Origin of the sequence: Sulfuricurvum sp., assembly GCF_049587615.1 — a bacterium.
GTDB lineage: Bacteria > Campylobacterota > Campylobacteria > Campylobacterales > Sulfurimonadaceae > Sulfuricurvum.
Genome location: NZ_JBAVEF010000025.1, coordinates 73,040 through 87,555, shown reverse-complemented (window position 1 = coordinate 87,555; position 14,516 = coordinate 73,040). Strand labels below are relative to the sequence as shown.

Genomic DNA, 14,516 nt, shown 5'->3' with positions numbered 1-14,516 from the left:
TTGTTTCCCTTTTAATAGCCGCTATTATACACGAATAGCGTAATAACTTCCAAGAGAGGATTCACTGCAAACACCGCAAAAATCGTTCCGACGACCGCAATCCCGATAATCGTTTTGAGTGACAGTGAAGCATTCATAAAATAGAGCTTTTCGTACCCCACTTTTGGCTCTTTCATAAACATAAAGACAATCAGTTTGAGATAATAATACCCCGCAATGGCCGAGTTAAGGGCCATGATAAGTGCCAATACGGTGTATCCTGCACTTACGGCTGAACCGATCATGTACATTTTCCCCCAGAACAAACCAAACGGCGGGATTCCCGCCAATGAAAGCATAAACAACGCCATCATCACCGCACCCATCGGCATGGTTTTAATCATACCGGAGAATTTTTCATACGGATGATCTGAACTTTGCCCCGGAAGGAGATCTTTTTGACGGTTAACCCACAACATCGTAAAGGCACCGAGGTTGGTAAAACTAAAAAGTGCCCAGTATAAAAAGAGCCCCGTATTGGCCTGAGTCGTACCGATTAAAATCGCCGCCATAACAAAGCCAGCATGAGATATCGAACTGTATGCTAACATACGCTTAACATCGGTTTGTACCAATGCCCAGATGTTCGAAGCGGTCATGGTTACGACAACCCCGATATAGAGGATCACCTGAAGCCATACGACACCGCTGTGAACTAAAAATTCGAACAAACGCATTGCCACGACAAATGCAGCGATTTTAGGGACGATGGACATGTACCCGGCCAATGCAGCGGATGACCCCTCATAGACGTCCGGTGTCCACGTATGAAACGGCACCATCGAGAGTTTAAACCCGAATGCGGCAATCATAAACGCCATGGAAACGAGAACGTAACCGATGTTGCTGTAATGATCTTCCGCCAATACCGTTGCAATTTGGTTGATTTCAACCGAACCGCTGATCGCATAAAGGATCATCGAACCAAACGCATAGAAACCCGCTGCCAAAGCACCCATTGTGAAATATTTCACGGCCGCTTCAAATGATTTGGAACGGTTATGCAATGCGATAAGGGTGTAAAGAGCCAACGATGCCGTCTCAAGACCGACGAAAATCAGAATCAAGTTGTCCGTTGCCACCATAAACTGGAAGCCCGCGATCATAAATAAGAACAGAGCAAAGTACTCCGGATAGTTGTACTCATGAAAACGTTTGGACGTCAATGCCAGGGGGATGAAAAGCATCGACCCCACAACAATGATAATCTGTGAAAGGATCGCAATCCCATCCATCAGCATCACATCAAAGAACCCCAAAACGGTTCCGTTTTTGAGAAAAACACCTGCGAAATCGACCAACGCACCCAAATCAAGGAGTAAAAACAAAAGGCTGATCATAACGTACAACGATTTGTGCAGCCCACCCTTCATCATATCGATCACCAAAATTGCCAACGCACCGACGATGGCAATGAGCATCGGAGCTAAAGTCGCTAAATTAAGCGACGCTAACGAAATATTAATCGGCTCTAACATTAGTGCGCCTCCTGCATAGAAATGGTCCCGTTCGAACCTGAAAGATTCGGAATACGCGCTTTTGCTTCTGGACTTTGCGCTTTATCATGCATCAGTTGAATGACCGACTCGACGCTGTTGTTGATCGGCTCCAAAACCGGTTTAGGATAAACACCCAACCAAATGGCAACGATAACCAGAGGGACAAGTCCTACCAATTCAGTTTTGTTAATATCTTTTAGATGTCGGTTCTCTTCGTTCGTAACGTTACCAAAGAACATTTTTTTGTATGCTGCCAGCATATAGATTGCTCCGACGATAATCGCGACACCGGCAGTCAGAGTCAACATATGAGACTGTTTGTAAAAACCTAGGAGACTCAAAAATTCCCCAACAAAGTTAATCGTCAACGGCAGACCTACCGATGCCATCATCATGATTCCGAAAATCGTCGCATAACGCGGCATAACCGATGCAAGGCCGCCGAATTCCGACATCATCTTCGTATGACGACGATCATAAATGACACCGACGAGCAAGAACAGCGCCCCTGAGACGACCCCATGCGCCAGCATCAAAAAGACCGATCCGCTTACCCCTTCAACGTTCAATGCAAACGTACCGAGGATAATAACCCCCATATGCGAAACCGAACTGTAGGCAACGACTTGTTTTATATCCTCTTGCGCATAGGCCACCATCGCCGTGTAGATGATCATAATGATCGCAATGATCGCAATCGGAAACATGAAAAACACCGATGCGTCCGGAAACAACGGCAAGGAAAAACGGACAAATGCATAGGTTCCCATTTTAAGCAAAATGGCCGCCAAGATAACCGAACCGATGGTCGGTGCCTGACCGTGAGCGTACGGAAGCCAGGTATGGAATGGAAACATCGGAACTTTAATAGCAAAACCGAGGAAAAATGCGGCAAACAACCACAACTGGAAATTTTCCGGCAAAATCAAACGATACCACTCAAGGATTGAGAAACTCCATTGCCCTGTCGCTTGGTAATAGAAGTACGCCATAAACAACATACCGACCAACATCACCAATGAACCCGTAAAGGTGTAAAGGAAAAACTTGATCGACGCGTAAATACGCAATGGTCCGCCCCATGCACCGATGATATAAAGCATCGGAACCAGTGAAAGTTCCCAGAAAACATAAAACACGATGGCATCCAACGCAGCGAATACACCCACCATCGTCATTTCAAGGAACAACAACGTAATAATCAAATCTTTCAAACGGCGTGTTTCAGTCAACGACGCAATACCGATCAAGGTAAAAAACGTCGAAAGGATAATAATAAAGAGTGAAATTCCGTCCACACCAAGTAAGTAATTGATACCAAAAGCGGGAATCAACGGTAGTGATTCCATAAACTGCATCCCCGAAATCATCGGATCATACGCATACCACAGCCACAAAGAGAGGACAAATTCAATGAATGCTACGGCAATACCGTAGACTCTCATACTGTCTTTGGCGACGACAAACCCGAGCATTGCAGCCAATGCAGGGAAGAAAATTAAAAGCGTTAAAATGTGATCTATCATCATTACTCCTTAAGCGCCGACCGCGTTGTATCCAACGGTAAAGGCAACGGCAAGCGTCACTAAAACGACCAAACCGACAACCATCCAACGAAGCATCGTTGAGAGATTCCCGTTTTGGATGTCACGTGTATTTTCACCCGTTTTGTAGATTGCATTCGCAATTCCATCCACCGTTGCATCAACGATTTTGAGATCAATCTGTTTCCACGCGATTTTTGAAAGTTCTAAATACGGTTTCGAGAAAACTTCATCGTAAAATTTTGGAATGTAATATTGGTTCCATAGCAATTTGTAGCAAAAACGGTTCTCCATTTTAGAGGTACCGTCCGGCACACCGCTCCAATTACTGTATTTTTTGTACGCCAACGCAATGGCAAGCATGACAAAAAGTTGTGTCCCGATCGTCATTATCCAGTACGTCATTTCGCTGTGGACATGATATTGTGTCGATGGGAGCAAATGGGTTACCAATTGGTAGTAGGTCATTTTGAATGAACCGGCAATAATAGCCAATACTAACAATGGAGACATTGCCACCAACATAAATTTATACGCTTCGTGCGGATGAATTCCGAAAAGTTTATAACGCTCTTCACCATGGAAAATCAAGGCAACCAAACGGAAAGAATAAAAAGCGGTCAAACCGGCAGTCAACAACAATACAGTATAAATAACATAATGGTGTTCAACGAATCCGACTTCCAAAATCAAATCTTTTGAAAAGAATCCGGCAAACGGATAGATACCCGCTAATGCAACCGAAGCGAGGGTCATCATAATAAATGTCCCTTTCATCACTTTGCGCAATCCACCCATTTTAAACGGATCAAGCTCATCGTGCATCGCGTGCATTACGTTACCAGCACCGAGGAACAACAATGCTTTAAAGAATGCGTGCGCCATAAGATGGAACAAGGCTACCCAATACGCACCCAAACCGGCCGCTACGAACATATAGCCCAACTGAGAGAGAGTAGAATAGGCAATGATACGTTTCATGTCACGATTTACGAGTGCCATCGAAGCGGCAAAAAGAGCCACAAATGCACCGAGGCTGGCGATGAAAATACCGACATTCGGGATCAAATCATAAATCGGGTTAGCACGGACAACCAAATATACCCCTGCCGTAACCATCGTCGCGGCGTGGATCAATGCAGAAACCGGAGTCGGACCTTCCATCGCATCGGCAAGCCATGTATGCAACGGAAACTGCGCCGATTTACCCATCGCACCGATAAAGAGAAAAATACCGATCCACGTAATGATCACCATCGGAAGATTTCCGATTTCGGCAAATACGACATCGTATTGAAGCGAACCGACATTCCAATAAATCAAGAAGATACCGATCAACATCCCAAGGTCAGCGATACGGTTCATAATAAACGCTTCGTTTGCCGCCCACGTAGCTGACTCTTTGTGATACCAAAAGCCGATGAGTCCCCATGAACAAAGACCGACCCCTTCCCATCCGATGAAAAGACCGGCAAAGTTGTCACTCATGACAAGTACCATCATCGAGAAAACGAAGGCGGAGAGCCATGAAAAGAAACGGTTGAATCCTTTATCGTGATCCATGTAACCGATAGAGTAGATATGGACAACCGTGGAAACAACGGTAACCACCATCATCATGACGACACTGACTTGGTCGACGACAAACCCAAACGGAATATACAGATCACCTGTTGCCATCCATGTCATCAGTTCAACATGAACCGTATGCCCGCTCATGACATAAGTGAGTAAAATAGCACTGCTCACAAATGAGGTAAAAAGTAATCCCGATGCCACAATACCGACATGCTGCGATTTAGGTGATCCACTGAAAAGAGCAGCGTAAAGCGACCCTACCAGCGGAGCAAAGAGTGCAATATATAAATAGAGTTCCATAGCCTATCCTCGCATTGAATTCATTTGATCTAGGTCGATCTTACCGGTACGTTTGTACCATACGATGAGCAGACCCAGCCCGATCGCCACTTCAGATGCCGCAATTGCGATAATAAAAAACGCAAACATTTGGCCGCTCAAATCACCGATATAGTGAGAGATCGCCGCGAATGCGATATTGGTTGCGTTGAGTAAAATCTCGGTTGCAAAAAAGAGCATCAAGAGATTTTTACGACGCATAACCCCGATCAAACCGATCGCGAATAAAATCGTCGACAAAACAAGATAATGGGTGAGTGTAACTTCCATCAGTGTCCCCCTGCTTTTGGTTCATAACTTTCGTCCATCAATCCGATCTCTTCTTCAGCCATCAAGGTCAATGAGCGGTCCATTTTCTTACCGGCCAGAACAATTCCCCCGATCATCGCAACCAACAACATAACCGCTGCAAGTTCAAAAGGGACAAGGTATTTCGTAAAGAGAACCATACCCACCGCTTGGGAGTTTCCGATCCCTTCTTGAATCGGATAAAGAGCTTGAATATTATTGGACACGATTGGAGCAACAAAAATGGCTACAACCATGACCGCTGCCAACACCCCAAGAACAAATACGATTTGAGGATTGGTCCGTTTTTCAACCACATTACGGGTTGTATCAAAAAACATCATACCAAACGCGTACAATGCCATAACCGCGCCTGTATAAACGATAATTTGGATCGCACCCAAAAAGTCGGCACCCAAAATAAAGAAAAATGCCGAGATGAAAATCATCCCTGCCGCCATTGCGGTAATCGCATAAAGCGCTTGGCTCGTCATAACGGTAATGGTAAACATCACGATTGTGAGCGCCGCAAACAGATAAAAAGCGATTGCTTCAAACATACTTTGACTCCTTAATACGCCAACGGGGTCTTTTTGACCGACGCGTCGCTTCCTGGGATGATGGCTCCGAAGCCTGGGTATTCTGCCTGCTCGCCCGCTTTAAGCAGATCAAGAGGGGTTAGCATATCGTCTTTGATCACGAAATGGGCACGTTGTTCGGAACCGTTTTCGTAACGTTGTCCGTGAACAATCGCAAGTTCCGGACACACTTCGGCGCAGTATCCGCAAAAAATACAGCGACCCAGATTGATGCTGTACTCGGTAACCTCTTTGCGGCTGTTCTCATCGATACGCGTGTCCATACGGATACAATCAGAAATACAGATTTTTTCGCACAATCCGCATCCGATACAGCGCTCATACCCTGACTCCCACAAACGGAGCAGTTTATGCACCGCACGGTAACGAGGACCAATAGGAAGTTTTTCAAGGGGATATTGAACTGTATGGATGTCAAATTTGATCATCTCACGCAATACTACCCAAAGTCCTACAAAGAGTTCTCCGTTAAATGTCCGCTTCATAACTTGCTTAAACTTATCCCATCCTGCAGTCGGATAGGTTTCGATATCGACGTAATAGTAAGCAGATGACTCGCTCACATTACGATTCGTAAATGGTTCTTCATGATGCATAACCCAACCTCCTTAGAACATCATCACGATACCGGTGACAACAATGTTGATCACCGCAATCGGCATTAATACTTTCCAACACAACCACATCAATTGGTCAGGTCGAACATCCGGCCATGCAGCACGAGTCCAGAGGAAAAAGAAAAAGAAAAACGCTACTTTCAACAAGAGCTGAATCGCTCCAGCAATAGTACCGTCACCAAAACCACCCAAGAAGATAATTGCGATTACAAACGAGATAAAGAACATATTCGCGTACTCACCGATAAAGAAAAGACCCCAGCGCATACCCGAATATTCCGTACCGAAACCGTCGATGATTTCATGGTCGTTCGCCACCAAGTGAAACGGTGTACGACCTGTTTCAGCGAATGCGGCAATCCAGAAAAGGATAAATGCTACCGGTTGTGACCATACGATCCAGTGGCTGATTCCGCCGGCTTGGTAGTTATTAATGTCAATCAATGACAATGAACCCACCATCATCAACGGTGCCAACAAAGAGAGTCCCGTAATGACCTCATAGGAAATAAAAATCGCCGCACTACGAGCCGCTGAGATCAACGACCATTTATTCGCGGATGCCATACCCCCAAGGAGCGGTCCGTACAATCCAATTGCCATAACCCCTAAAACATAGAGGATACCGACATTGATATCAGCAACGATCGGATGGACGGTATATCCCATAACGGTAAACTGAGGCCAAAATGGAATCGCCGCAGAAGCCATAAATGCTGTTGCCGCCGTAATCACAGGAGCGATTTTAAAAATCGGCTTAACGACGTTTTGCGGGATAATATCCTCTTTGGTGAAGAGTTTAATCCCATCCGCCGCAACCTGGAGCAAACCGAACGGCCCGACGTGCATCGGCCCCAAACGGCGTTGCATGAACGCCAGCACTTTACGCTCAAAATAGGTACCAAGACCTGCGAGCGCTGAGAAGATTAACAAGATTACGACGATTTTTACAATCGTTTCGATGATAAATGCTACATCCATGCTTTACACCTTTTGAATTGATACGCACGTAAAACGGTAACCGTCAAACAGTGCCTCAGAATTGATAGCGGTATCAAATGTCGGAAGATAGACAATATCTCCCTCAATTTTACCATCTTTGATAATTGATACGCTTAGCTCACCGCGCGCTGTTTTGACAGAGACACGGTCCCCTTCGTTCCAACCGTTAGATTCCATACACGATTTAGAGACATAAAGACCTCCATTTTCTTGAAGTTGATGAGCACGCGCCGTAAACGGTGAAAATTGGAGAACCGGATTCGCCATGTAAACAACTTTCTCTTTTATCGCTGCATTGGCATCAAACGGAATAACACTCTCATTGCCGCTCACAGTAACGCTCTGAACATCGAGACGGTAACCGCGAACCTCTTCACCGCTGTTGGTGTAGTGATTTGGAAGGGTATCGAATTCTATATTTTTAAATCCCGCAGCAGCCGGAAGCTGTGCCGTGTAATCAACGGTAAACTCCGCAGTGATCCCCAATGCGTTGGCAATATCATTGAGCACATATCCGCCGTAGCCAAGTGCCGCATTGGTCGGATTGACGCGCTTGTCGATACCGGTGAGTGTCCCTTCCTGCTGGTTAAGGGCCGGCATATCCAAATCACCGTTCCCAAGAGCGCTAAGGGTGAAATCACCCGCTCTGTTGTAACCGATTGTGTAACTTCCACCCTCAGCGTCCAAATCACATATCATTGCCACACCGAGGGTATTGGCAAGATTTGGGATCATCGTAACACTAAACGCCGTGTATTTTTCAATCAAGGCAACAAGACGGGCACAATTTTCAGCGTTAGGATGGGAATAAAGATCCGGTCCAACCATCAATGAAAAACGCTCTTTTTTCGCCAAATATTTAGTCAAAGTATCGCTAAACCCTGCCGGAGCATTCAAAAGCTCGTAGAAAGCATTGACATCGACGTCAACCTCTTTAGAGACTTTTTTCTTGATCGTTTTGGTAACCTCTTCGCTTACCTCTTCTTCAACACCCGTTTCCTCATTGAGGACTTTTTTAACAACGGTTTCGGTCACCTTTTCATCGACTGTCTCTTCGACGGTTACTGTTTTCGTCGAATGAAAAGTTGCTAAATATTCTGTCACCTCTGATGGCATAGCGGCTTTATCTCCGAAAAGATCGAGCATCAGATACAGTGCCGCCTCTTCCATCATCGGCGCATGGTTGAACTGTGTGACGTTTTTGGACATATCTGCGATGATCGGGTCGTTGATCGGGTGGAAATACAATCCCGCCCCTTTGTTCATCGACAACGCATTATTCATGGCAAAACGGGCATTCGGATTATCGGTTTTCAATGCACTTCCGATGGAAACAACAAAATCCGAAGCATGTACTTCACCCAAATCTCCGCCGTAAAGAGATTTTGCACTTACCGTACTGTAAGCGTTCAAGAAATTTTTGAATGCACGAGCCTCTTCGTTAATAAGGCGATAGCCGTATTTCTCTTTAAGCCGTTGTAAAATCAATGCTTCTTCGTTAGTGATGGTCGAAGTAAACGCGATCCCATCGGCTTTTTTGAATGCAGCGATAGCCGCTTCGAATGCTGCGGCATCTTTGGTCACATTGCGATTTTCAAAGTCATACCCGTAGCGTCCCGCACCGCACAAAGATACGTAGTTCCACTCATTTTTAACACGGTAGATTTTATTTTCCGGGTTTTCAATAGAGGTGTGTTTGATATCGTAGCTAAGCTGACACCCTGCCGAACAATGGGCACACGTTGCCGGGATTTGTTTATGCTCCCATGCATTTGACGTGTACTGATAATCACTGCTTACCAATGCCCCGACCGGACATACTGCGGTACACTCACCGCAATTTGTACAATCAAGGGTATCTCCCGCATTCGGAGCGATAAGCGATTTATTGAGTTTGTTCCACATCGCATAGGCGTCTTTTGGCATCGACTCTTTAAACGCCGCTTCGATTGGTTCTGAACCGCGTGCAACGGTAGAAAGTGCCGCATCCCCGATCATATCTTTACACACGGTAATACAACGCTCACACATAATACACAATGCCGGATCATAATGGATCAATCCCCAGTCTTGTGCCGGTTTATGTGTGTCTTTAATCGAATAGCTTTGTGAATCGACACCGATTTCAAGGGTGTAGTTTTGCAGTTCACACTCCCCGGATTGATCGCACACACCGCATTCAAGTGGGTGATTAACGTCGTAAACCTCCATGATCGCGCGGCGTTCCGCTTCGATGTTCGGAGTTGTCGTCGTAATATTCATCCCCTCTTTGGCTTTTGCATTACACGCATACACTTGTTTGCCGTCTGCTTCTACCAGACAAATACGACATGCCAACGTCGGCGAACATCGTGTCAGATAACAAATAGCCGGAATAAAGATCCCGTTTGCACGTGCCGCATTCAGGATATACTCGCCCTCTTGCGTCTGAATCGCCCTACCGTCTATGGTTACCGTGATTTCATTCATGATTCACTCCCCATTTTCATAATTTTCACCTTTTCAAAGCGGTATTGTTCATTCAATGTCCCGTATGCAACATCGTATGCCGGGATCAATGCGATTGTCCCTTTAAGTCCAGAATCAAGCTTAAAGACCCTTTCTTGTCTCTCCCCGGAAAACTCAATGTGGATTTTATCACCATCACCGATTTTTGCGGCAGCGGCAAATTGGGCTGAACCACGCAATGTTGCCTCTTTTTCAAGCTGCCTCGTACGAGCGGTATAGCCGTTGAACTGATTCACCGGGTTGCAGCGGTAAACCACCGTGCCGTTAAACTCCGGTAGATCTTCAATCTCTTCGAGTATGCCGCTGGCTTCAACATCACTATTTTCAAGAAGGTATCCTCGAGTATCTTCACCCAATGGAGTGTAAAAATTCCCCAGATCATCGAAAGATGAGCCATTAAAACCTTTAGTAATCGGAAGCGCAGCCGTATAATCAACCGTGTGCTGTGCAATCACCCCAAGCTCATTCGCAAGATCGTTAAGGGTATATCCGCGAAATGCAACCGCTACATTGGTTGGTAATACCTGATAATTGATATTGACAAATGTCCCCTCTTGCGAATTAAGCGCCGGGAGTTTAAGCATCGTTTCACCGATGGAGCCCATGGTGTAATCCCCTGCTGCATTGTAACCGACAACACGATCACCGCCGTTATCAAGATCCAAAGCACAGATCAAAGATACCCCGACCGTATTGACGCTCGGAGCAACGACGACAACCGAAAATTCTGTATAGGTTTCGATCATCGCACACAACCGTGCAATATTCATTGCGCGGTTATGATGCAACAAATCGCTTCCGAGAACAAGGGTTTTGCGTTTTGAACGGACGATCGATTTGGCAAGACGGGCATATTCTTCATCGCCGACATTGCTCTCTGCACACAAATACCCTTCATCGAGTCCGTCGAAATACGCACGAACCTCCTCGCTGATATCCTCATGGCTGAGAAGCGTTTTAGCCAACATAGCTACGACGCCCTCTTCCGTTCCTACTTCGTATTTAACAAACTGCGTTACAACGTTTTGAAGCAGCTCATCTTCAAGGGGATGCATGTATACAACTTTTGCACCGTTATGGCGTGCTGCAGTGGTCATTGCATAACGAACCGCCGGATTGTCGGTCGAAATACGTCCCCCCATCACAATAATCGCATCACTCTGAGAAATCGCGTCCAGGCTTCCGCCGAATCCCGTTTTTCCGCTGATAGAGCTATAAGCACTCATAAAATTCTGATAAGCCCGCGCCTCTTCGTTGTAGAGTTTAACTCCCAGCTTTTCTTTGAGACGTTGAAGAATCATTGCCTCTTCATTGGTAATCAATGAATTGAATCGGATCGCATCGGCTTTTTGAATAGCCGTAACTGCTTTTGAAAATTCTGCTGAATCTTTTTCACTTTGGTGATTAAAATCAAATCCAAAACGTCCCGCACCGCAAAGGGTTGTATGTTCAAAATCGTTCGTTACCCGATAGATACGATCATTAGCATTCGATGTCGATGTATGTTTTACTTCATACATCAGTGAACATCCTGCGGAACAATGGGCACACGTAGCCGGTACTTGCGCCAGTTCCCACGCATTGGCACTGTATTGGAATTCTGAACTCACCAAGGCACCGACCGGGCACACCGCGATACATTCACCGCAGAACGTACAATCAAGTGCATCGCTGTTCTTTGGAATAACGGCTGACTTATACCCTCCAAACTGAAGGGTAATCGCATCGTCACCGATAATCTCATTACAAACGTGAACACATTTTTCGCATAAGATACAAAGTGATGGATCATAATTGATCAGACCCCAATGCTCGATTGTGCGGTGCTGATCTTTAGCGCTAAAGTGCTGAGCCGAAACCCCGAATTCCAAGGTTTTGTTTTGAAGATCACACGCTCCCGATTTGTCACACACACCGCATTCTAATGGATGATTGACATCATAAAGACGCATAATATTCGTTCGTTCTTGCTCAAGGCGCTCTGAATTAATCATTACACCTAACCCTTCCGTCGGCGGAGTTTGGCAGCTGAGAATCAAACCATCGGTTTTATCGGTTTCGACTACACATAATCGGCATGATGCACACGGAGTCGTTTTCTCCAAATAACACATTGTCGGGATATAAAACCCCGCTTTACGTGCCGCTTGAAGAATCGTTTCCCCTTTATTTGCTATGACGGGCTGGCCGTTAATCGTAAAATTGATCATCCATCCCTCCTTAGTGTGCTACCATCGCAATGTAATAACAGCGCATACAGCGCTCCGCCTCTGCGAGTGCCTCTTCTTGTGTAAAGCCGTATTTGACTTCGCGGTTATTATCTTTGCGCTCATCAACCGTGAGTACTTCACTGTGTTGTCGAGGCAACCCAGGAAGCCATCCTTGAATCTTCTCTTTTTTATCATAGACTTTGAGTTTACGGAGGTGATCTTCCATAATCTCATCATCGGTTAGGGTGATTTCACCTGTTTGCACATAGCGTGACATCACCGATGCGGCACGTTTCGCCTGACCCACGGCGTTTACGATCGTCATCGGACCGTATTCACAGTCACCTGCGGCAAAGATCCCTTTACGTGAAGTCATATAGTCTTTCCCGTTGGTTTTGATCGTCGCCCATGAGGTACGCTCGATCTCCCACTCTTCCGGAAGAAGCTTCAAATCGGCACTTTGAGAAACGGCGGGGATGAGATAATCACACTCCATCTCAAAACTAGCCCCTTCAATTTTTTCCAGATTCGGCCGTCCGCCGTTTGGATCGGGAACCAGCTCATAACGATCGACAATCAACGATTTAAGTACATCATTTTCATCGTTCATTTTAGCAACTGCAGAGTGGAAAATAAACTCAACACCCTCTTCGACCGCTTCGTGATACTCTTCATAGGTTGTATTTTTAATGATCGTTTTCTCATCACGACGATAGAGCATGACCACTTTTTTGGCATTCGCGCGGATCGCACAACGGACGACGTCCATCGAGGTAAATCCGCCCCCAACGCACACGAGCGTTTTCCCGGTCAAATCGACAAAATCGGCAGGAAGCATATGACGCTTCTGATCAGCTTCGGGAACCATAATGTCGTATTTGACTTGGAGATTGACCTTATCCAAAAAGTCGATAGCACCCCAGTACCCTTGGATTTCAGGACGCTCATTGTCACAATAGACTTTTTTTGAAATGCGGGTTCCTGTAGCGACCAACGTCGCATCATACTCATTCTCGAACTGACGCATCATATCGGCGGTTACTTTGGAATTCGTGATAAAATTTACCCCTAGACTTCTGACCGCTTCGATATCTTGGTTGTATTTATCGATCGGCATACGGTACTCCGGAACCCCGACAGCAACTTCACCGCCGAGAACCGGAAGCTCTTCGTACACATCCACATCAACACCATCCAATGCCAAATAGTACGCTCCCGTAAGTCCCGCAGGACCCGCACCGATAACGGCCACTTTTTTGCCTATGCTCGGTTTTTTCTCACTCGGATGGAAAAATCCGAAACCGTGATCGGTCTCGTAATCGGCACCCAAACGCTTGAGTTCCATAATAGAGATCGGTTCATCAAGATTCGTTCGTCGGCATTCCGTCTCACATGGGTGAGGACACACACGTCCGCAGGTATGAGCCAAAGGCATCGTTTGACGTGTCGCCATCAGGGAATCGTCAAAACGCAAATCCCGAACACCCTCGATGTATGCCGGTATATCGACATGCGCAGGACAGGCGTCCATACACGGTGCAGTGATTTTCGCGATGTAATTGGTATCTTCCATGTGATAATGTTTCGACGGTTTTTGATTCTCAATACACGCCATGAACTCAGACTCGAAATGAGTCATAAGATCGAGCAGTGGATTCGGAACCGTTTTACCGATCTCACATTTAGAGGTTTCCTGCATCGTTTTAGAGACCTCTTTGAGGTGTTCCATATCGGATACTGATCCCTCACCCCGAGCGATTTTATCGAGAAGATCGTACAAAATACGTCCGCCCCATCGTCCAGGAGCGCAGCGTCCGCACGCTTCGGAATAAACCTGATATTGCGCCGCATACTCCGTCGCCAAACGAACCACGTCAACATCAGGGTTAAACAGTGCTACACCATCCCAACCGATAAACGCTTTGGAATGGGCATGTTCGTTATATTCCAACGGGAGGTTATAAGCTGAGTTTTCCCAAGCATCGTCACTTTTGCCGATGTTGTTGATTTGCTCGCCCCGCCACGTGGAGAAATAGACTTTACTCACAACGGTTCCTTATTTCTTGACCACAATGGTCCAGTCAGCTTCGTTGAATTTCAACGAGTTCATGAGTTCACACCCAAGTTCTTTTACCAAATCAGCCGATTGCTGCACGGAAGTAAAATCACCGATTTCAAACAAGAAAATCAACACTTCACCATTGACGGCTTCGTTTTTGATAATTTCGGACATGCGGCCTGCAAAGTTCTCTTTTAAATGACGTAAATCGTAACGTTTCACTGCATGCTCCTT

The 14,516-nt window shown here is 45.9% G+C and carries 11 protein-coding genes; all 11 read right to left on the bottom strand.

The genetic code is table 11. From position 1 onward, the window contains the following. Positions 1-11: 11 nt before the first annotated feature. The 11 genes from nuoN to WB308_RS05165 are packed head-to-tail and all read right to left on the bottom strand — an operon-like array spanning position 12 to position 14,504. Positions 12-1,517, bottom strand: coding sequence for an NADH-quinone oxidoreductase subunit NuoN (gene nuoN, locus WB308_RS05215; protein ID WP_424189682.1), 1,506 nt, complete (start codon positions 1,515-1,517; stop codon positions 12-14). Beyond that, positions 1,517-3,064, bottom strand: a complete 1,548-nt coding sequence (locus WB308_RS05210; protein WP_424189680.1) for an NADH-quinone oxidoreductase subunit M — start codon at positions 3,062-3,064, stop codon at positions 1,517-1,519. The genes nuoN and WB308_RS05210 overlap by 1 nt, the downstream gene beginning before the upstream one ends. A 9-nt stretch (positions 3,065-3,073) precedes the next feature. Next, positions 3,074-4,960: an NADH-quinone oxidoreductase subunit L gene (nuoL, locus tag WB308_RS05205; protein WP_424189678.1), complete on the bottom strand. Its 1,887-nt coding sequence runs from the start codon at positions 4,958-4,960 to the stop codon at positions 3,074-3,076. A 3-nt stretch (positions 4,961-4,963) separates the two neighbouring features. Continuing rightward, positions 4,964-5,269, bottom strand: a complete 306-nt coding sequence (gene nuoK / locus WB308_RS05200; RefSeq protein ID WP_015652679.1) for an NADH-quinone oxidoreductase subunit NuoK — start codon at positions 5,267-5,269, stop codon at positions 4,964-4,966. Next, positions 5,269-5,847: an NADH-quinone oxidoreductase subunit J gene (locus WB308_RS05195; RefSeq protein ID WP_424189676.1), complete on the bottom strand. Its 579-nt coding sequence runs from the start codon at positions 5,845-5,847 to the stop codon at positions 5,269-5,271. Before WB308_RS05195 ends, nuoK begins: the two co-directional genes overlap by 1 nt. 11 nt (positions 5,848-5,858) lie before the next feature. Then, a complete protein-coding gene (nuoI, locus tag WB308_RS05190) occupies positions 5,859-6,482 on the bottom strand; it encodes an NADH-quinone oxidoreductase subunit NuoI (RefSeq protein WP_424189674.1) in 624 nt (207 codons plus the stop codon). Positions 6,483-6,494: 12 nt separating this feature from the next. Then, complete coding sequence (nuoH, locus tag WB308_RS05185) at positions 6,495-7,484, bottom strand: NADH-quinone oxidoreductase subunit NuoH (protein ID WP_424189672.1); 990 nt, start codon at positions 7,482-7,484, stop codon at positions 6,495-6,497. Positions 7,485-7,487: 3 nt separating this feature from the next. Next, complete coding sequence (locus WB308_RS05180) at positions 7,488-9,974, bottom strand: NADH-quinone oxidoreductase subunit G (protein WP_424189670.1); 2,487 nt, start codon at positions 9,972-9,974, stop codon at positions 7,488-7,490. Further along, on the bottom strand, positions 9,971-12,223 hold the full coding sequence (locus WB308_RS05175) for a 2Fe-2S iron-sulfur cluster-binding protein (RefSeq protein ID WP_424189668.1): 2,253 nt from the start codon (positions 12,221-12,223) through the stop codon (positions 9,971-9,973). Before WB308_RS05175 ends, WB308_RS05180 begins: the two co-directional genes overlap by 4 nt. A gap of 10 nt (positions 12,224-12,233) precedes the next feature. Beyond that, complete coding sequence (locus WB308_RS05170; protein WP_424189666.1) at positions 12,234-14,270, bottom strand: FAD-dependent oxidoreductase; 2,037 nt, start codon at positions 14,268-14,270, stop codon at positions 12,234-12,236. Positions 14,271-14,279: 9 nt separating this feature from the next. Continuing rightward, the gene (locus tag WB308_RS05165) at positions 14,280-14,504 is read right to left on the bottom strand and encodes an NADH-ubiquinone oxidoreductase subunit E family protein (protein ID WP_424189664.1); all 225 of its coding nucleotides are present in this window, start codon (positions 14,502-14,504) and stop codon (positions 14,280-14,282) included. Positions 14,505-14,516: the final 12 nt, after the last annotated feature.